Consider the following 18842-nt stretch of genomic DNA (forward strand, 5'->3'; position numbering starts at 1 on the left):
TTGCTGGCTGTAAGGGCCTCATCGCAGGCAAGCCAGCTCCCACATTTGAACGCTGAACACCGTCCAATGTGGGAGCTGGCTTGCCTGCGATAGCGGTAGTGGCTCAGGCGCTGATCTTGAGCCCAACCAGCCCGCAAATGATCAACGCCACACTCGCCAACCTGAACATCGCCATGGACTCCCCAAACAGGATAATCCCGGCGATCACCGTGCCTACCGCACCCACACCGGTCCAGATGGCATAGGCGGTGCCCAGCGGCAGCTCCTTCATGGCCAGGCCCAGCAGGCCGAGGCTGATGGCCATGGCGGCGATCGTCAGTGCTGTCGGCAGCGGCTTGCTGAAACCGTCGGTGTACTTCAGGCCGACCGCCCAGCCGACCTCAAACAGCCCGGCAAAAAACAGAATGATCCAGGACATGTTGATCTCCCCTCTATAGCTGGGGTCGTCCCCGGATTAAGCGCTTGAGAGCGTCGCGAGGTCGTCCCCGCGAAGCCCGGTAGCTTGCCGAAAATTGATCAGGTGATCAAGTTTACGGCGCGCTCTCCAGGGCGCGGCGGTCCTCTTTTTCGCTCATTCTGCGAAAGTAAGTCGACAGCAATGCCCCGGAAATATTGTGCCACACGCTGAACAGCGCGCTCGGCACCGCCGCCAAGGGCGAAAAGTGCGCACTGGCCAGCGCGGCGCCCAGCCCGGAGTTCTGCATGCCCACTTCCAGCGCCAGGGATTTACGCTGCGCCAACGGCAGTTTGAACAGGCGGCCGGTGAAGTAACCGAGCAGATAACCGAAGCTGTTGTGCAGCATCACCACGGCCATGATCAACAGGCCGGACTCGGCGATCTTCGCCTGGCTCGCTGCAACGACTGCAGCGACGATGATTACGATGCTTACCACTGAGACCAGCGGCAATACCTCCACGGCATGGCGCACCCGGTCGCCCAGCACGCGTTGCGCCACCACGCCCAGCACGATCGGCAGCAATACCACTTGCAGGATCGACCAGAACAGCTCCATGAATGACACCGGCAGCCAGGCCGAGGCCAGCAGCCAGATCAATGCGGGCGTCAGCAGCGGGGCGAGGAGGGTGGTGACGGCGGCGATGGCTACCGACAGCGCGAGGTCGCCCCGGGCCAGCCAGGTCATGACGTTGGACGACGTGCCGCTTGGGCAGCACCCGACCAGGATCACGCCGACGGCGATTTCCGGCGGCAGGTGGAACGCCTGGCACAGCAGCCAGGCCACGCCCGGCATGATCACAAAATGCGCAACCACGCCGAGGGCCACGCGCCAGGGATGGCGGGCGACTTCGGCGAAGTCTTCCAGTTTCAAGGTCAGCCCCATGCCGAACATCACCAGGCCCAGCAGCGGCACGATGGCGCCTTTGAGGCCAATGAACCAGCCGGGCTCAAGGAAGGCGAGCACCGCGAAAATCAACACCCAGTAGGCGAAGGTATTGCCAACGAAGCGGCTCAAGGCGGCGAGTGCGCGCATGGGGAAGTCCTTGTTATTAGAGTTCGAGGATGTAACTGCAATCAATGTGGGGCTTGTGTGGGAGATGTTTGTGTGAGGACTGGCTTGTGTGGGAGCCGGGCTTGCCCGCGATGCAGGCACCTCGGTCTTCAGCTGGATCGAGTTGATGCTATCGCAGGCAAGCCAGCTCCCACACAAGCCAGCTCCCACATTTTGATCTTCACATGGCTTAGATGCCCTGCGGGGTTTCTTCGCCGCCCAGTGCCTCAACCAACGCCGGCAGGAACTCACCAAACGTCAGCATCATCAGGGTAAAGCTGGCATCCAGCTGGCCCAATGCCTCGTCGCCGCCGTCCTGTTCAGCCTGGTCTTGCAGCAGGTCTTCGAACTTCAGGCGCTTGACGGTCATTTTGTCGTCGAGCATGAAGGACAACTTGTCCTGCCAGGCCAGGGACAATTGCGTCACGACTTTGCCGGTAGTCAGGTGCAGTTGGATCTCTTCGCCGGTCAGGTCCTGGCGCTTGCAGCGCACGATGCCGCCGTCTTCGTGGGTGTCGCGCAGTTCGCATTCGTCGAGGACGAAGAAGTCATCGGCCGGCTTCTGCGTGGTGACCCAGTCGGTCATGATCGCCGTTGGTGCGGTTTTAACCGTCAGCGGGCGTACCGGCAGGGTGCCGATTACTTCGCGCAGGGTCGACAGCAGGTCTTCGGCGCGTTTCGGGCTCGCCGAGTTGACCAGGATCAGGCCCTGTTTCGGCGCAATGGCGGCGAAAGTCGACGAGCGACGGATAAAGGCGCGCGGCAGGAAGGCCTGGATGATTTCATCCTTGATCTGGTCGCGTTCCTTCTTATAGACCTTGCGCATTTGCTCGGCCTCGATCTCTTCGACTTTCTCTTTAAGCGCGTCACGCACCACGCTACCCGGCAGGATGCGTTCTTCCTTGCGTGCAGCGATCAGCAGGAAGTCACCGCTGACATGCACCAGGGGAGCGTCTTCACCTTTACCAAAAGGTGCGACGAAACCGTAAGTGGTCAACTCCTGGCTTGCACACGGGCGCGCCAGTTTGGTGGCCATGGCCGCTTCCAACGCCTCGGCATCAACAGGCAGATCTTGGGTCAGGCGATAGATAAGCAGGTTCTTGAACCACATGGGGTGAGTCTCTCCTTTATACAAAGGGGGGCATTATTCTCTTGATCCGGGCTGAGGCCAACCCTGCCTAAGCCATTGGAAGGGCTGAAAAAAAAGATTTAAGAAAGTGCTTGCCAGACTTAAGGTCGCTCCGTAGAATGCGCGCCACACCGAAGCGAAGGGTGATTAGCTCAGCTGGGAGAGCGTCTGCCTTACAAGCAGAATGTCGGCGGTTCGATCCCGTCATCACCCACCATTCGTTTCAAGTGTTACGCGCAGCGGTAGTTCAGTCGGTTAGAATACCGGCCTGTCACGCCGGGGGTCGCGGGTTCGAGTCCCGTCCGCTGCGCCATATTCGGTAACCTGGAACACTGAACGCCAGGTCACCACAGAAAGCCCGCTCATTGAGCGGGCTTTTTGCTGTCCGGGGTTTGTAAAACCAAAAAAACGCCGCCGATCATTTCCGATGATTGGCGGCGTTTTTTTATGGGCTGATCAGAAATCCCAACGCGTTGTCACCATCACGTTGCGCGGCTCAGGTGTCATTGATAATGGTTTTTAACAGTGCCGCCAAGCAACGTATAAACGCAATAGACTCACATTTGGGGCTTGAGGCCCCGTTTTCAGGGGCGCGGAGGGCACCAGAGAAATTATTTTAAATAAATTGCATTTAAATCAAGACATTGCAGATTTTTGGTGTATTATGCCGCCCACACCGAAGCGAAGGGTGATTAGCTCAGCTGGGAGAGCGTCTGCCTTACAAGCAGAATGTCGGCGGTTCGATCCCGTCATCACCCACCATTCGTTTCAAGTGTTACGCGCAGCGGTAGTTCAGTCGGTTAGAATACCGGCCTGTCACGCCGGGGGTCGCGGGTTCGAGTCCCGTCCGCTGCGCCATATTCGGTAACCTGGAACACTGAACGCCAGGTCACCACAAGAAGCCCGCTCATTGAGCGGGCTTTTTTTTGCCTGCGATTCAGCTTTGCGCTTCGGCGGCGAGCGCCACAGGCGCGGGTGCAATCTCACGTCGGCTCAGAAACACAAACACCACCACCGCCGTAAACAGGGTGAGCCCGGCCAGCCATTGCAGCAACGTATTGAAGCCCGCGAGGTAGGCCGTGCGCAGCAATTCCAGCGGGAGGTTTGCACGGGTGTCGCCCATGACCAACTGCTGGGCAACCCCAGCAATGTCCTGCGAACTGTCTGCGGGCAGATGATGGGCAACCAGCGCACTCAACACAGCCACGGTGATGGCCAGCGCCACACCTTCACTGGCAACCCGGGTCGTATTGAAAATGCCCGCGGCCATGCCCGCACGCTCTGTGGGCACCACGCTGATCGCCAGGCCATCCATCAAACCCCACGGCAAGCCCGTACCTATCCCGATCACCAACATTGCCACGACAGTCGGCAATGGCTGGCCGGGCTGGGCCAGGCTCAGCCCATACAACCCCGACGCCGCGATCAACAGGCCAAGGCCACACAACAGCCCCGCCGACAGCCAGCGTGTCAGCGTTGCGGCCAGTAACGGCACCACCAGCATCGGCGCAGACAGCGCCAGCATCATCAAGCCCGCCTCTGACGCGCTGGCGCCTTCGACCCCAATAAACCGCAGCGGCAGCAACACCACCAGCACGATGTAGCAGTAGCAGGTGCCAATCGGCAACAATTGCACGCCGATAAAACGCGCAAAGCGAAACAGGCGCAGATCCAGCATCGGTTGGCTCGCACGCTGTTCAACCAGGATAAACACCAGCAAGAAAGCCGCAGCCGCCGCAAGCAGGCAACCGGTCGTCACCGAAGCCCAACCCAACTGCGGCGCGAGAATGATCGCCGTGGTCAAGCTCACCAGCATTGCCGAAAACGTCAGTACGCCAGGCAGGTCCAACTGCAGCGCTTGCGGGTCGCGGCTCTCTCGCATTGTGGGTGCGGCGAACAGCAACGACAGGCCCGCCAGCAATGCGGTGGTGAAGAAAATCGCACGCCAGCCCCACAGTTCAATCAGCCACCCAGACAGCAGCGGCCCGAAAGCCAGGCCCGCGCCAAAGGTGGTGCCCAGCAAGCTGAAGGCGCGTGTCCTGGCATGGCCATCGAACTCCTGCGCCAACGCTGCGCAGCCGCTGGCCAATGCGGTAGCTGCCGCAACACCTTGAACACCGCGCAGTACATCCAGCCAGAGCATGCCCGGTGCCACGGTCAGCAGCAGCGAGACACCTGTAAACAGCGCCATGCCCCACAGGAACAAACGCTTGCGACCATACCGATCGGCAAGGGTGCCGGCGGCCATCAGCAGGCTGCCGAAACTAAGCATGAACGCGTTGGTGATCCACGCCAACTGTGTGGGGTGCGCAGCAAATGCGTGGCCGATAAAGGGCGTCGCTACGGCGCCACCGGTAAAGCTCATGGGCAACACCAGAGCCGCCAGGCAGATCGCGGCAAGAATGGCATAGCGGCCATGGGCGGAGTCGGCTGTGTTCATCGGGAGATTCCTGTGGACCTGTAAAGATAAAGACTCTAATCAGATGTAATGGCGGATAAATGGGCCTACATTCCACACATAACGGACAAATTGGATGTATTGGTATGAGCGACAATCTCAGCGGTGTGATCGCCTTCGTGAAAACCGCTGAAGCGCTCAGCTTCACGGGCGCGGCGCGGGCGATGGGCATTTCCGCCTCGGCGGTGGGCAAAAATGTGGTCAAGCTGGAAGCGTCGTTGAATGTGCGGTTGTTGCACCGCAGCACGCGCAAAGTCAGCCTGACTGCTGAAGGCCAGTTGTTCTACGAGCGCTGTCGGAAAATTCTCGATGACCTGCAGGACGCCCGCGCCATGCTCTCCCATGCCATGCAGGCCCCCCGCGGCAAGTTGCGGGTCAGCCTGCCCACCATCGGTTACAGGTTTCTATTTGCGCATATGGTCGCCTTCAGGCGGGCCTACCCGGAAATTGAGTTGGAGCTGGATTTCAACGACCACCTGGTGGATCTGATCGAGGAAGGCTTCGACGTGGTGATCCGCAGCGGCGGTCTGGCCGATTCGACCTTGATGGCGCGCCGACTCGGGCCATTTCGCTTTGTGTTGTGTGCATCGCCTGAGTACCTGCGTGCGAACGGTCGGCCAGCAACCCTCAGTGACCTTGAGCGCCACCAATGCCTGCGTTATCGCTTCGCCACCACCGGCAAAATCATGGAGTGGACCTTATCCGCCAACCCGGCGATCACCCAATTACGGCTGCCCACGGCGCTGACGTTGAACAATATGGAAGCGATGCTTCGGGCCGCAATCGATGGCCATGGCATCGCTTACGTGCCGGACTTTCTGGCCCGTGAGGCGCTGGCCCAGGCACAGTTGGAAACCGTGTTGGACGGGCACTCTGATGATCAAGGCCAATTCTGGGCGCTGTGGCCTTCCAGTCGGCACCTGTCGCCAAAGATCCGGGTGTTTGTGGACTTTGTTGCTGAACGCCTGTTCACAGTCCCATCAACCGATACCCCACCTGCAACTCGGTAATAAAATGCTGCGGCTGCGCCGGATCCGCCTCCAGTTTTTGCCGCAAGTGCGCCATGTGTACACGCAGATAGTGCGGGCGGTCGATGTAGTCCAGCCCCCACACTTCGAGCAATAACTGCCGATGTGTCAGCACCCGGCTCTGGCCGCGAATCATTGCGCAGAGCAGGCGGTACTCGATGGGTGTGAGGTGCACCGGCTGGCTCTGGCGCCACACTTCGTGGGTCGACAGGTCGACTTCAATTTCGCCAAACGCCACCTTGCTGGTCGCCGCCACGGCGCCGGTCTGCCCATGCCGGCGCAGTTGTGCGCGGATGCGAGCGAGCAATTCGGGCACGCCGAACGGCTTGGTCAGGTAATCATCGGCCCCTGCGTCCAAAGCGGCGACTTTCTCTTCTTCGCGATCACGCGCCGACAACACCAGAATCGGCACCGCCAGCCAACCACGCAACTCACTGATCAGTTGCTTGCCATCGCCATCGGGTAAGCCAAGGTCGACGATCACCAGGTCCGGTTGACGGCTGGCGGCATGAATCAGCGCACGTTTGACGCTGTCGGCTTCGAACACCTGAAAGCCTTCATCTTGCAGGGCGATCCCGACAAAGCGGCGGATATTGGCTTCGTCTTCAACAATCAAAATGCGTGCAGTGCTCATAGGTTTTCCATGGCCGGCGGGGTGCCGGCCGGTAAGGTGATGATGAAGTGCATGCCGCACGTCTCAAGCGGGTGGGTGTGGATATGCCCGCCATGGGCTTCAACGATGCGTTTGGCCAGCGCCAGGCCCAGGCCGATGCCCGTGACGGAAGATTCCTGCTGGCCACGTGCGAAAGGTTCGAACAGGTTGGCGGGAGCCTTGCCCGGGCCGTTGTCGCTGACTTCCAGCACGATGCTGTCCGAAACTTTGCTGCCAGTGACGGTAATGAGGGTGCCCGCCGGCGTGTATTTGGCGGCGTTATCCAGCAGGTTGACCAGCACCCGCTCGATCAGCAGGGCGTCGATATCCACCAGCGGCAACTGTGAGTCCAACAGGGTTTGCACGCGGTGGTGTGCCAACGGCTCACGCAACTGGCGCAGGGCGCTGCCGACGATTTCTTCCAGCGAATGCCACTGCCGGTTCAGGCGCACGCCGCGCTCTTGCATGCGCGCCATGTCCAGCAGGTTTTCGATCAGCCGCTGCATCGATGTAGCTTGTTCATGGATGCCGTGCAGCAATTCGGTCAGCGGACCTGGCGGGGCATGGGGCAGGGCGGTGTCGGCGGCGCCGATCAGGGTGGTCAGGGGCGTGCGCAAGTCGTGGGAAATAGCGGCGAGCAGGGTGTTGCGCATCTTCTCGCCTTCCATCTGCACCAGCGTGCTTTGCGCCACTTCGACGAAATGCACGCGCTCCAGTGCAATCGCCAATTGGCTCATGCAGGCTTCCAGCAGACGGCGCTCCTGCGGGTCGTTCAAGCGCTCGCTCTGGGCCAGTTCCAGTACCAGCACGCCGCGCACGCGCATCGGCGCTTTGAGCGGTAAGTAACAACCTTTGGCTGCTGACAAGGTGTCGGTGCCATGGCCTGCGGCTTGGCCATGGTCGTAAGTCCATTGGGCGATGCTTTCGTCAATCGGCAAGCCGCTGGCACTCACGCTGTGCACGCCATCGGCGGCGTCCGGCAGCGCCAGGCCGACGCGTGCTTCGAACACGCCACTGAAGGTGCGCAGCGCGACTTCGCTGATGTGCTCTACGGTCAGTGCCGCCGACAAGTCGCGAGCCAGCCGCGCCAAAGAGGTAGCGCGCCGTTCGCGCGCGGCCGCCGTGCGTGCTTCATGGCGCAGGCGGGCGGTGAGTTGCCCGGTGATCAAGGCAATGCCGAGCATCAGCGCAAAGGTGAAGAAATACTGAGTGTCGTTGACGGTGAACGAGTAGCGCGGCTGTACGAAAAAGAAGTCGAAACACAGCACCGCCAGCATCGCCGCCCACACACCGGGGCCGCGCCCATAACGCAAGGCCACCAGCACCACGGTGAGCAAAAACAGCATGACCACGTTGGCCAGGTCGAACACTTGCAGCAGCAATGCAGCGACGGCGCTGGCGCTGAAGCAGGCGAGTGTGGCCCACAGGTAGGCCAAGGCGCGGCCGGGGGGCAGCGAGGGTTTTTCGAGGGTCGGCGCAGGCCCGGGCAAGACGCTGTGAGCGATCACGATCTGATCGATCTGCGGGTGATGTCGGCTGATCCGGTCGCTGACCGACTGATGCCAGAAGCGCCAGGCCCGACGCGGATGATGGCCGAGCACCAGGCGATTGGCGTTGTGTTCGCGGGCGCAGGCGGCCAGGGCTTCAGCCACGTCCATGCCCGGCAGCGTCGCGGTATCGGCGCCGAATTCGCTGGCCAGGCTCAGGGTTTTCATCGCCGTGAGGTAACGCTTGGCGCCGCTGCCTTGGGCCGTTGCGACATGCACGACGATCCAGTCAGCTTCGAGCTTTTGCGCCAATCGTGCAGCTTCGCGCACCAGGCGTTCATCACCGGCGTCGCCCGCCACACCCACCAGCAAGCGTTCGCGGGCTGGCCACAGGGCTTTGATCGACTGTTCGCGACGGTACACGCGCATTTGCGCGTCGACCCGATCCGCCGTGCGCCGCAGCGCCAGTTCGCGCAGGGCCAACAGGTTGCCCTTGCGAAAAAAATGCTGTGCGGCGCGCTCCGCTTGCGGGCCGAGATAGACCTTGCCGTCCTTCAAGCGTTGCAGCAAGTCGTCGGGCGGCAGGTCGATCACCACCACGTCATGGGCGTTATCAAACACATGGTCCGGCACGGTTTCGCGCACGCGAATGCCGATGATGCCGCTGACCAGATCATTCAGGCTTTCCAGGTGCTGGACGTTGAGCGTGGTCCACACGTCGATGCCGGCGCTGAGCAGTTCTTCAACGTCTTGCCAGCGTTTGGGATGCCGCGAGCCAGGCGCGTTGCTGTGGGCCAACTCGTCCACCAGCAATACGGCGGGCTGCCTGCGCAACGCGGCGTCTAGGTCGAATTCGCTGAGCGAAAAATCGTGGTGCAGCAAGGCAGCGCGGGGCAGTTGCTCCAGGCCGTCGAGCCGCTCGGCAGTCTCCGTGCGGCCGTGGGTTTCTACTACGCCGGCAAGCACATCACGGCCCAGGGCGACTTCGCGTTGCGCCGCCGCGAGCATGGCGCAGGTCTTGCCCACCCCGGCATTTGAGCCGAAGTAAATACGCAATTTGCCGCGCAAGGCGGCCTGTTCTTCGAGCTGTACCCGCGCGAGCAAGGCGTCGGGGTCGGGGCGTTCGTGGTTGAGTGCGGGCATGTTCTTCCTGTTGAATACAACACGATTAACTGTGGGAGCTGGCTTGTTGTGGCGAGCAAGCTTGCTTGCGCTGGGGTGCGAAGCACCCCCAAAAAGCCAGCTCCCACATTGGGTTTGTGGTGTTACACCAAGCCCAATCCACTCAGCAGCATGTCGATCACCTTGATCCCGGCAAACGGCACCAGCACGCCGCCCAGGCCGTAGACCAACAGGTTGCGGTTAAGCAACGCCGCTGCGCCGATGGCCCGGTACTTCACGCCGCGCAAGGCCAGCGGAATCAACGCGACAATGATCAGCGCGTTAAAAATCACCGCGCTCAAAATTGCCGAATTGGGGCTGCTCAGGTGCATCACGTTCAAGGCGCCCAGCTGTGGGTAGGTGGCGACAAACGCCGCCGGGATGATTGCGAAGTACTTCGCCACGTCATTGGCCACGCTGAACGTGGTGAGCGCGCCACGGGTCATGAGCATCTGTTTGCCGACCTCGACCACTTCGATCAGCTTGGTCGGGTTGCTGTCGAGGTCGACCATGTTGCCGGCCTCTTTGGCCGCCTGGGTGCCGCTGTTCATCGCCACGGCCACGTCGGCCTGCGCCAGCGCAGGTGCGTCGTTGGTGCCGTCGCCGGTCATGGCTACCAGCTTGCCCTGGGCCTGGTAGTCGCGGATCAGTTGCAGCTTGTCTTCCGGGCGGGCTTCGGCGAGGAAGTCATCGACACCGGCTTCCACCGCAATCGCAGCGGCGGTCAGGCGGTTGTCGCCGGTGATCATCACGGTCTTGATGCCCATGCGCCGCAACTCGGCGAAGCGTTCCTTGATGCCGCCTTTCACCATGTCCTTAAGCTCAACCACGCCCAAGGCCTTGGCACCGTCGCTGACCACCAGCGGTGTGCTGCCGCGCCGCGAGACTTCATCGACCTTGGCCTGCAATGCCGCCGGGAAACTCCCGCCCAGGGTTTCGATATGGTTGCGAATCGCATCCGCCGCGCCTTTGCGAATCGCCCGGCCTTCGGCCAGGTCGACGCCGCTCATGCGGGTTTGCGCGGTGAAGTGCACAAAGCGTGCGCCCAGGGCGTTGATGTCCCGCGCACGGATGTCGAATTTTTGCTTGGCCAGTACCACAATGCTGCGGCCTTCCGGGGTTTCGTCTGCCAGTGAGGCGAGTTGCGCGGCGTCAGCCAGTTCAGCTTCCTTCACGCCGGGTGCCGGCAAAAAGCTGCTTGCCTGGCGATTGCCCAAGGTGATGGTGCCGGTCTTGTCCAGCAGCAACACGTCGACATCACCCGCCGCCTCGACGGCACGGCCGGAGGTGGCAATCACATTGGCCGACATCATGCGGCTCATGCCCGCCACGCCGATGGCCGAGAGCAGGCCGCCGATGGTGGTGGGGATCAGGCACACCAGCAACGCCACCAACACCGTGGCGCTGATCACGCTGCCATTGCCGCTCATGGCCACGGCGAAGATCGAGTAGGGGCTCAGCGTGGCGATCACCAGCAGGAACAACAGGGTCAGGCCCACCAGCAGAATCGTCAGCGCGACTTCATTCGGCGTCTTCTGGCGCTTGGCCGATTCGACCATCGAGATCATGCGGTCCAGGAACGATTCGCCGGGGTTGACGCTGATGCGCACCACCAGCCAGTCCGACAGCACCCGCGTGCCGCCGGTGACCGACGAAAAGTCGCCACCGGCCTCGCGGATCACCGGCGCCGATTCGCCGGTAATTGCGCTTTCATCCACCGACGCCACGCCTTCAATCACCACGCCGTCGAGCGGCACCAGATCACCGGCTTCGATCAACACTACGTTGTCCTTGCGCAGCAGGCTCGCCTCCAGCGGCAGCCACGCTGCACCGTGGCGCGGTTGCTGCAGCAATTTGGCCAGGGTCTGGCGTTTCATGCCGCGCAGGCTCGCGGCCTGGGCACGGCTGCGCCCTTCGGCCAGGGCTTCGGCGAAGTTGGCGAACAGCACGGTAAACCACAGCCACAAGGTGATGCTGAGGATAAAACCGCTGGGCGCTTCACCCTTGCCGCCCAGGGACTGGAACCACAGCAAGGTGGTGAGAATGCTGCCCAGGTACACCACGAACATCACCGGGTTTTTCCACTGTGCCTGGGGCAGCAATTTCTTCAGTGCATCGACGCCGGCAGTCAGCACGATGCGCCGGTCAAACAGAGGTAAACGAGCATTTTTCATGGAGGAATCTCTTACTCACTGAGCGCAATAGAGGGCTGACGCGCATCCAGCGCCACGTTGAGTTGCAGCACATTCACCCGGGGCTCGCCGAGCAGGCCGAAGGTGCGTGCAGCGGTGTGGTCGTTGAGCAGTTGCAGCAGCTCGGGTTCGGGGATGTGCCGCAAGCGCGCCACCCGTGCCAACTGCAGCCGGGCGTTGGCCACCGAGATATGCGGGTCGAGGCCAGAGGCTGAGGCGGTGACTGCGTCCACCGGCACCGGGGCGTCAGCGGCCAGGCCGTTATCCTGGCGATAGGTTTTGGCGCGTGCGGCCACCTGGTCGAGCAGTTTTTGACTGGTGGGACCGAGGTTGCTGGCGCCGCTTGCGCCTGCGTTGTAGGGCTGCGGCACGCTTTTGCTCGGGTCTTGCGGATCAGCGCCGAGGGTCATGCTGGGGCGGCCCTGGAAGTACTCGGGCTTGGTGAAATTCTGGCCGATCAGCACCGAGCCGATCACCCGCCCATCGCGTTCAATCAGCGAGCCTTGAGCCTGAAACGGGAACAGCCATTGCGCGGCCACGGTGGTGAACGCCGGGTAAGCCAGCCCGGTCAGCAGCATGAAAAACACCGCCGACACCAGCACCGGGCGCAGCAGCCCTTTGAAGATCGATTGAGTGGTCATCAACATGTCCTTAGTTGTAGGTCTGGCCGGACAGCAACTGCAGTTGCTCCACCAGCGGGCCAAGCGCGAGCGCGGGCAAGAAGGTCAGGCCACCGACCACCAGCACCACGAACACCACCAGCAACATGAACAGCGGGGTCGCGGTAGGAATGGTGCCTGCGCCGGCCGGCACGGTTTTTTTCATCGCCAGGGAACCGGCCACGGCGAGCATCGGCAGCATCGTGAAGAAGCGCCCGATCAGCATCGCAAGGCCAATGGTGGTGTTAAAAAACGGTGTATTGGCATTCAGCCCGGCGAACGCCGAACCGTTGTTGGCGGTGCCGGAGGTGTAGGCGTACAGCACCTCGCTGAAACCGTGCGGGCCAAGGTTGTTGAGACTGGCCAGGGTGTCTGGCCACAGGGCGGCGAGGGCGGTGAAACCCAGGATACTGACCGGGTGCGCGAGCACCGAGAGCATCACCAGTTTCATCTCGCGGGCCTCGATTTTCTTGCCAAGAAATTCCGGGCTGCGGCCGATCATCATGCCCACCAGAAACACCGTGAGCAGCGCGTACTGGATCAGGTTGATAAAGCCCACGCCGTCACCGCCGAACACGCAGTTGAGCATCATCTGCGCCAGGGGCACGAAGCCGCCCATGGGCGTCAGCGAGTCGTGCATGGTATTGACCGAGCCGGTGGTGGCTGCCGTGGTGGTGGCGATAAACAAGCTGCTGTCGGCAATGCCGAAACGCAGTTCCTTGCCTTCCATGTTGCCGCCGCTTTGCTCGATCGACAGCACCTGGTTGGCGCCGGCCTGGGTCAGCAACGGGTTGCCGGTTTGCTCGGCGCCATACACAAGCGCAAGAAAGCCGATAAACATCACCAGGAAGGTGCCGAAAAACACCCAGCCCTGACGACGTTGCAACAGCATGCTGCCAAAGGTGTAGGTCAGCGCCGAGGGGATCAACAGCATGCTGAGGATGTGCAGGATGTTGGTCAGCGGCGTCGGGTTTTCGAACGGGTGCGCGGCGTTCATGCTGAAGAAACCGCCGCCGTTGGTGCCGATGTGCTTGATCGATTCAAAGCTGGCAACCGCGCCGACGATCAGCTGTTGTTGCGCGCCTTCCAATGTTGTCGCCAGGGCTTGGGAGGCTAAGGTTTGCGGCATGCCCTGCCACACATACACCAGCGCCATGCCCACGCACAGCGGCAGCATCACGCGGTAGAGGGTGCGGGTGAAGTCGACCCAGAAGTTGCCGATATCGGCCGCGCTTGAGCGGCTCAAGCCACGTATAAAACCGGCGGCCGCCACCACGCCGGAGGTGGCACCGACAAACATCAAAAAGGTAATGACCGCCATCTGGCTGAAGTTCGACAGGCTGGTTTCGCCCGAATACGCCTGCCAGTTGGTGTTGGTGATAAAGGACACGGCGGTGTTGAACGCCAGGTCCGGGGTTTGCGCAGCCAACCCCAGGGGGTTGATCGGCGTTACCGCCTGCAGGCGCAGGATGCTGTAGCCCAGCAGCATCATCGCCGCGTTCGACAGCAACAGCGCTGAACCGTAGCGGCCCCAACTCATGGTTTCCAATGGGTTGATGCCCAGCAGGCGGTAGGTAAAACGTTCCGGCAAGGCGTGGCGGTTCCCGGTGAATACTCGGGTCAGCCACTTGCCCATGAGCACGGCAAGCGCGGTCATCAACCCCAGGACCAGCGAAAATTCCAGCAAAGTGCTTAGCATGTCGTGGCTCCGTTCAAAGCTTGCCCATGGCGACAATGGCCATGGCAGTCGCAACAAAAAACACCAGGGAGAGGCCCATAAACATCACGTCGTACATGGCGGGCTCCCTAGAACTTTTCGGCGCGAATGAGGGCATAGCCCAAGTAAGCGAACAGCCCCACGGCGCAAACGCCGCTGGCCACATAAATGAACGTTAGTGTCAGCACGGTGTAACTCCCCTTGTTGAGTAAGCCGGGGAGGTTAGGCGCTCTTGTATCAAGCTCGGGCACTGATTACGGCGGGCGGTATTAAGACGGTATATAGAAGGTTTAAAACAGGGCACACGAAAACAAGGGATAGCCCGCGGGTGGCTGATCCCTTGAAAGTCTGGGGTTCTGCTGATTTCGTTGACCAGCTTATTTGGCTTTCTTTTTCTTCTCGCTGCGGGTGGCGAGGTGTTCGAAGCAAAACGCGGCGGTGCCGAAGAGCGCAATCATTGACAGGACGACCATGCCTAAAGTTGAACTTTCCACGATGACTTCCTACGGGTTTTGGAGGTAGGAAGTGACGGTAAAGTTTAGGGCTTAGTTGTTCAATAGAGGCGACGTAATCGTTATGGGGAACTTCGGATTTATACGGATTCTTTACAGTGATTGGCTTTTCTGTTCGATCGTTCCCACGCTTTGCGTGGGAATGCATCCTGTGACGCTCCGCGTCACGCCCCTTAACTGCGGACGCAGAGCGTCCAAGACGGCATTCCCACGCGGAGCGTGGGAACGATCATAACCTCACAAATTCCGACTATGCCGATAGTCGCTCACCGCCTCATACACCGCCTTGCGCAACCGGTTAATCCCACCAATCGGCCGATGCGCCTCCAGCCCGAACCACGGGTTGAACGACTGGTTATCACAGGCAAGATTCAACGCGGGCGTATCAAAGTCCTGCGCAGGAATCCGCACCTTGGCCACTGTCTCATAGGGCGCATCACTTTCCTTCCATTCGATGCTGGTGTCTTCGATCGGCATGAATTTCTGCGGATTTTGCCGCTGAATCTGCAACACAAAACACGCCGGTACACGGTCGGTGGACAGTTGCTGGTTCAGTGCGCTGCGCAGAAAGTTCGGCAGGTCCTGATTCTGCTTGGGCAACACATATTCCGGGCAACTCTGCGGGTCGGGTGCTACACGAAACTTGGCATTTGCCGCGCCAAATTTGTAGGGGGAAACCGAAAAGTACGTCGTCTGCGTCGGGCTCGCCGGAGCGGGCGCCAGGGTGGCCAGGGCGATAAACAGGTGGCGCACTTGCCAACTGCGCGGGTCGGCTTTAGGGAAGAACGCCAACACCTTTTTGCCGTCAGCCTGGGCACCGATGTTCTGCGCGTATTCGGCCACATCGCTGACAAAAAAGTTCGGGTGGCTGAACATCACAAAGTCTTGTTCGGTGCGCGTCTGTTGGTCGGCCATCAATTGTTTGCCTGGCACATCCAGCAGCTTGATCGCCATGCCCCGCGCATCGCGGATGCTGTCGAACTGCGGGTAGGCGTTGCCGTTGGACAGGCGCATCTGCGCCTGCCAGGTCTTGCCAGGTTCAGCGAATACGCCTTGGCGCAGCGCCGGGTCGAGGTCCGTCAGCACGCTGACTTCGGACTTAACGCAGCCGTGGGCCTTGGCATGCGCGTCACGCAGGTAGCGCGTGCCTTCGCGATGCTGATCGACGATGCGCACTGCCGTCTGGATGATGCCTTGGGTCATGGCTGTTTCGCCGGGCGGGATCTGTTCATCCGGCGACACCGGGCCGCTGTGTTGCCAGGCGAACCAGGCCGTGGCGAACAGCCAGCCCAGCAGCCCCAAACCCAACAGCCACAGCAGGGTTTTACCGAGAAAGGCGCCCAGGCGTAGCCAGAGGCGTGCGAGCAGCGAACGTTGGTTGTATTGAGATCGGATAATCATGGCAGTGGTTGCTCCAGCGGGCCGCCCAGCACTTTGAGGTATTCCAGCAGCGCCCAGCGTTCCTGCGGCAGCAAGCCACGGCCGATCACGCCATTGCCACGTTTGCCATCACGGAATTCGTGACCGCTGTTGTGGTTGCCGGTTATTTTGGTATCGAACAAAAAGGCGTTTTTGAACGCACCCGTTTCAAAGCCCAGGTGACGCGGGTCGTAATTGAACGTGCCTTTGTAGAAGGTGGTGCTGCGCTCGTCCTGGGGCGAGAGCAATTGATAGATCGTCGGCACCGAGCCGTTGTGCAGGAATGGTGGTGTGGCCCATACGCCGGCCAGCGGTCGGGCCTTATAGGCGCGCAATTCACGCACACCGATGGGCAGGCCAAAACCATCCAGGCCTGGGCGTTCGGCCGGGGTTACACCGGCGGCGCGGTAGGCGTGTGCTTCGACGAAGGCAGTGACGTAGGCCAGGCCTTGGGCCACCGACAGGTTGTGCAGGTCCAGCGGTGCGGTGGGCGTGGGGTGCAGCTCGACATTGAGCCTGGCCAGTTCCTCCGGGTCCCACTGCAGGGCGCTGAGGTCATAGCGCTGGTCGGCGATGTTATTGGCCGTGCCTGGGTCGGTACCGATGTAGTCCACGGGCAACATCTTCAGTTGCTGCACCGGGCGGCCGTTTTCCTGCGTGACTGCAGGCACATGGCAACCGGCGCAGTTCTCGGCGAACAGCGCGCGGCCTTGGGCGGCGAGGGGCTTGTCGATGGCGCCGAACAGGTCTTGCGGCCAGGTCGGCGGCTTGAGGCGTTGCAGGGTTTCTTCGATCCGGTTGAGGTCGCGCACGCGCACGCTGGAAGGGTAACGGGCATCGCCCTGGAGGGGTTGGCCGGCCGCGTCGAAAAAGGCCAGGGTCGCACCCACGCCCAAGGCCTCGCCGATGTTACGTGCCATGGGCTGCTGGGCCGAACCGTTCCATTGCACCCAGTCGAAGGTCCAGATATCCCACAGGTGCGGGTAGTCCACCGGCGCATTGGCGACCCGGTAGTTAGCCGGCGAGATAGCGTCGCCGAAGCTGGCATTGGCGATGCGGCCAAATGCGTCAGTGCGGCCCGGGCCTTCTTCGGTGGGGTAGAGGCCACGGTGCGTGTCGTTCCAGGCAACTTTAAGGAACTGGTTCAGCGACTGCTTGAAGTCCTGACGCAGTTGTTGCTTGTTGTGATCGTCATAGTCGTGGCCGAGCACGTTGTGGGCGAAGCGATCGAACTTCCAGGGCAGGTAATAGGTGGCGGCGAGGCTGGCCACCAGCGCCTGGCCGAAGCTGCCTCCGCGCAGGGTCGGTACGCTGGACGGCAGCACATGCTGGGCCGAACCGCCGTCGATGCGCAGCGCCTGGTTTTTGAAGTGCAGCTCGCCGGTGTGGCAGGCGGCGCAGGTGATGTCCAGGTACTGCACCTGGCTGCCGGCGTTCTGGTGCCGGGCGAAACCCACCGGCAGGTTGCCGGGGTTTTGTGCGCTGGGCACCTGCTTGGGATCGACCAGAAAGCCGAAGCGCGCGAGGTAGTCGGGTGTGGCAAAACGCCGGTCCGAAAAGGGCAGTTCGAGGGCGGTGAACCAGTCGTAATGCAGGCCTTTTACCTGGGTGCCCTGGGGCGTGAAGTAGTAGGTCTGGCGATCGGCTTCGCTCCATTGTTGCTGATAGTGCACCTGCTCCACGGGCACGTAGTCCGGCAGCTTGGGGTTGAGGGTGTAATAGAGGACCACGCCCAGCAGCAAACCCAGGGCGAGCAATATCAGAAGTAAAACACGGGAAAAAATGCGCAAGATGGCTATCCTTGTCTCGGCCTTGTCGAGTTGTAGCGTTCTTATGCCATTGCGTCACAGGTGCGGCAAGTGGCCAGCAGCCTGGTTGCGAATGGTCCCGCGATCCTTCGCGGGCCTCCATAATGAATGAAAATGCTTTTAAACACGTGAACTTATCAGAAGTTTCCTGCTCACATGCCGGTAGCCATTGGTCGTGGCCGCCTGATAAGCTCGCGACTTTACTCGAATGCCCTTTTGGCGCACGAACAAGGAAATAGCATGAAACAGCATCGGTTGGCGGCGGCGGTGGCCCTGGTTAGCCTGGTACTTGCGGGTTGTGATTCGCAGACCAGCGTAGAGCTGAAAACCCCGGCGCAGAAAGCTTCCTACGGCATCGGCCTGAACATGGGCAAAAGCCTTGCTCAAGAAGGCATGGATGACCTGGACTCCAAAGCGGTAGCCCAAGGCATCGAAGATGCCGTCGGCAAGAAAGAACAGAAGCTGAAGGACGACGAACTGGTTGAAGCGTTTGCCGCACTGCAAAAGCGTGCTGAAGAACGCATGACCAAAATGAGCGAAGAGTCGGCAGCCGCCGGCAAGAAATTCCTCGAAGACAACGCCAAGAAAGACGGCGTAGTCACTACCGCTTCCGGTCTGCAATACAAGATCGTGAAGAAGGCCGACGGCGCTCAGCCTAAGCCGACCGACGTAGTGACTGTTCACTACACCGGCAAGCTCACCAACGGCACCACCTTTGACAGCTCCGTAGATCGCGGCAGCCCGATTGACCTGCCGGTCAGCGGCGTGATCCCGGGTTGGGTCGAAGGCCTGCAACTGATGCACGTGGGCGAGAAGGTCGAGTTGTACATCCCGTCCGACCTGGCCTACGGCGCACAGAGCCCGAGCCCGGCGATTCCAGCCAACTCCGTGCTGGTATTCGACCTGGAACTGCTGGCCATCAAGGACCCAGCCAAGGCTGAAGCCCCTGACGCACCTGCGGCGCCAGCTGCCAAGAAGTAATCGGCACCTGAACACACAACGCCCCGTTTTTACGGGGCGTTGTTGTTTCTGGCGTTTGCATGATTGTTCCCACGCTCTGCGTGGGAACACATCCGGTGACGCTCTGCGTCACATGTGCCTTGGGGCGGCAT

13 protein-coding genes and 4 tRNA genes are annotated in these 18842 nt (G+C 61.1%); 6 read left to right on the forward strand and 11 right to left on the reverse strand.

Annotation, left to right across the window (positions count from 1 at the left end; translation table 11 throughout):
* Window positions 1-103: 103 nt before the first annotated feature.
* From sugE to rdgC, 3 genes are all read right to left on the reverse strand, one after another.
* The gene (gene sugE / locus HBO23_RS24180) at window positions 104-418 is read right to left on the reverse strand and encodes a quaternary ammonium compound efflux SMR transporter SugE (protein ID WP_099547866.1); all 315 of its coding nucleotides are present in this window, start codon (window positions 416-418) and stop codon (window positions 104-106) included.
* 112 nt (window positions 419-530) lie between these two features.
* A complete protein-coding gene (locus HBO23_RS24185) occupies window positions 531-1490 on the reverse strand; it encodes a bile acid:sodium symporter family protein (protein WP_099547867.1) in 960 nt (319 codons plus the stop codon).
* A 208-nt stretch (window positions 1491-1698) separates the two neighbouring features.
* The gene (gene rdgC / locus HBO23_RS24190; protein WP_003172886.1) at window positions 1699-2619 is read right to left on the reverse strand and encodes a recombination-associated protein RdgC; all 921 of its coding nucleotides are present in this window, start codon (window positions 2617-2619) and stop codon (window positions 1699-1701) included.
* A 159-nt stretch (window positions 2620-2778) separates the two neighbouring features.
* Between rdgC and HBO23_RS24195 the strand changes: the two genes are divergently transcribed.
* From HBO23_RS24195 to HBO23_RS24210, 4 genes are all read left to right on the forward strand, one after another.
* A tRNA-Val gene (locus HBO23_RS24195) sits at window positions 2779-2854 on the forward strand.
* Window positions 2855-2873: 19 nt separating this feature from the next.
* A tRNA-Asp gene (locus HBO23_RS24200) sits at window positions 2874-2950 on the forward strand.
* Between the two features lie 373 nt (window positions 2951-3323).
* A tRNA-Val gene (locus HBO23_RS24205) sits at window positions 3324-3399 on the forward strand.
* 19 nt (window positions 3400-3418) lie between these two features.
* Window positions 3419-3495, forward strand: a tRNA-Asp gene (locus tag HBO23_RS24210).
* 79 nt (window positions 3496-3574) lie between these two features.
* Here the strand turns inward: HBO23_RS24210 and HBO23_RS24215 are convergent.
* Window positions 3575-5077, reverse strand: coding sequence for an MFS transporter (locus HBO23_RS24215; RefSeq protein WP_170040007.1), 1503 nt, complete (start codon window positions 5075-5077; stop codon window positions 3575-3577).
* Between the two features lie 104 nt (window positions 5078-5181).
* Here HBO23_RS24215 and HBO23_RS24220 point away from each other — a divergent pair, with 104 nt between their 5' ends.
* A complete protein-coding gene (locus tag HBO23_RS24220) occupies window positions 5182-6105 on the forward strand; it encodes a LysR family transcriptional regulator (RefSeq protein ID WP_170040009.1) in 924 nt (307 codons plus the stop codon).
* Here the strand turns inward: HBO23_RS24220 and HBO23_RS24225 are convergent.
* From HBO23_RS24225 to HBO23_RS24260, 7 genes are all read right to left on the reverse strand, one after another.
* A complete protein-coding gene (locus HBO23_RS24225; protein ID WP_138450464.1) occupies window positions 6065-6757 on the reverse strand; it encodes a response regulator in 693 nt (230 codons plus the stop codon). The two genes, HBO23_RS24220 and HBO23_RS24225, sit on opposite strands and share 41 nt — an antisense overlap.
* Window positions 6754-9405, reverse strand: a complete 2652-nt coding sequence (locus tag HBO23_RS24230) for a sensor histidine kinase KdpD (protein WP_170040011.1) — start codon at window positions 9403-9405, stop codon at window positions 6754-6756. The genes HBO23_RS24225 and HBO23_RS24230 overlap by 4 nt, the downstream gene beginning before the upstream one ends.
* A gap of 122 nt (window positions 9406-9527) precedes the next feature.
* On the reverse strand, window positions 9528-11597 hold the full coding sequence (kdpB, locus tag HBO23_RS24235; protein ID WP_170040013.1) for a potassium-transporting ATPase subunit KdpB: 2070 nt from the start codon (window positions 11595-11597) through the stop codon (window positions 9528-9530).
* 11 nt (window positions 11598-11608) lie between these two features.
* Entirely contained in the window at window positions 11609-12256 is a 648-nt protein-coding gene (gene kdpC, locus HBO23_RS24240; protein WP_170040015.1) for a potassium-transporting ATPase subunit KdpC, read from the reverse strand.
* 10 nt (window positions 12257-12266) lie between these two features.
* A complete protein-coding gene (kdpA, locus tag HBO23_RS24245; protein WP_017136381.1) occupies window positions 12267-13973 on the reverse strand; it encodes a potassium-transporting ATPase subunit KdpA in 1707 nt (568 codons plus the stop codon).
* Between the two features lie 767 nt (window positions 13974-14740).
* Window positions 14741-15904, reverse strand: a complete 1164-nt coding sequence (locus tag HBO23_RS24255; RefSeq protein WP_138450455.1) for a catalase family protein — start codon at window positions 15902-15904, stop codon at window positions 14741-14743.
* Window positions 15901-17712, reverse strand: a complete 1812-nt coding sequence (locus HBO23_RS24260) for a di-heme-cytochrome C peroxidase (protein WP_170040017.1) — start codon at window positions 17710-17712, stop codon at window positions 15901-15903. The genes HBO23_RS24255 and HBO23_RS24260 overlap by 4 nt, the downstream gene beginning before the upstream one ends.
* 258 nt (window positions 17713-17970) lie before the next feature.
* Between HBO23_RS24260 and HBO23_RS24265 the strand changes: the two genes are divergently transcribed.
* Entirely contained in the window at window positions 17971-18711 is a 741-nt protein-coding gene (locus tag HBO23_RS24265) for an FKBP-type peptidyl-prolyl cis-trans isomerase (protein WP_017136377.1), read from the forward strand.
* Window positions 18712-18842 lie beyond the last annotated feature (131 nt).

Origin of the sequence: Pseudomonas sp. WS 5532, assembly GCF_012985445.1 — a bacterium.
GTDB classification, from domain to species: Bacteria; Pseudomonadota; Gammaproteobacteria; order Pseudomonadales; family Pseudomonadaceae; genus Aquipseudomonas; species Aquipseudomonas edaphica.

What these genes read in the sequence shown, in the direction of transcription:
- rdgC (WP_003172886.1), bottom strand. Translation starts at nt 2,619, where the DNA reads ATGTGGTTCAAGAACCTGCTTATCTATCGCCTGACCCAAGATCTGCCT.
- kdpB (WP_170040013.1), bottom strand. Translation starts at nt 11,597, where the DNA reads ATGAAAAATGCTCGTTTACCTCTGTTTGACCGGCGCATCGTGCTGACT.
- kdpA (WP_017136381.1), bottom strand. Translation starts at nt 13,973, where the DNA reads ATGCTAAGCACTTTGCTGGAATTTTCGCTGGTCCTGGGGTTGATGACC.
- HBO23_RS24220 (WP_170040009.1), top strand. Translation starts at nt 5,182, where the DNA reads ATGAGCGACAATCTCAGCGGTGTGATCGCCTTCGTGAAAACCGCTGAA.
- HBO23_RS24255 (WP_138450455.1), bottom strand. Translation starts at nt 15,904, where the DNA reads ATGATTATCCGATCTCAATACAACCAACGTTCGCTGCTCGCACGCCTC.
- HBO23_RS24185 (WP_099547867.1), bottom strand. Translation starts at nt 1,490, where the DNA reads ATGCGCGCACTCGCCGCCTTGAGCCGCTTCGTTGGCAATACCTTCGCC.
- HBO23_RS24230 (WP_170040011.1), bottom strand. Translation starts at nt 9,405, where the DNA reads ATGCCCGCACTCAACCACGAACGCCCCGACCCCGACGCCTTGCTCGCG.
- kdpC (WP_170040015.1), bottom strand. Translation starts at nt 12,256, where the DNA reads ATGACCACTCAATCGATCTTCAAAGGGCTGCTGCGCCCGGTGCTGGTG.
- HBO23_RS24265 (WP_017136377.1), top strand. Translation starts at nt 17,971, where the DNA reads ATGAAACAGCATCGGTTGGCGGCGGCGGTGGCCCTGGTTAGCCTGGTA.
- HBO23_RS24225 (WP_138450464.1), bottom strand. Translation starts at nt 6,757, where the DNA reads ATGAGCACTGCACGCATTTTGATTGTTGAAGACGAAGCCAATATCCGC.
- HBO23_RS24215 (WP_170040007.1), bottom strand. Translation starts at nt 5,077, where the DNA reads ATGAACACAGCCGACTCCGCCCATGGCCGCTATGCCATTCTTGCCGCG.
- sugE (WP_099547866.1), bottom strand. Translation starts at nt 418, where the DNA reads ATGTCCTGGATCATTCTGTTTTTTGCCGGGCTGTTTGAGGTCGGCTGG.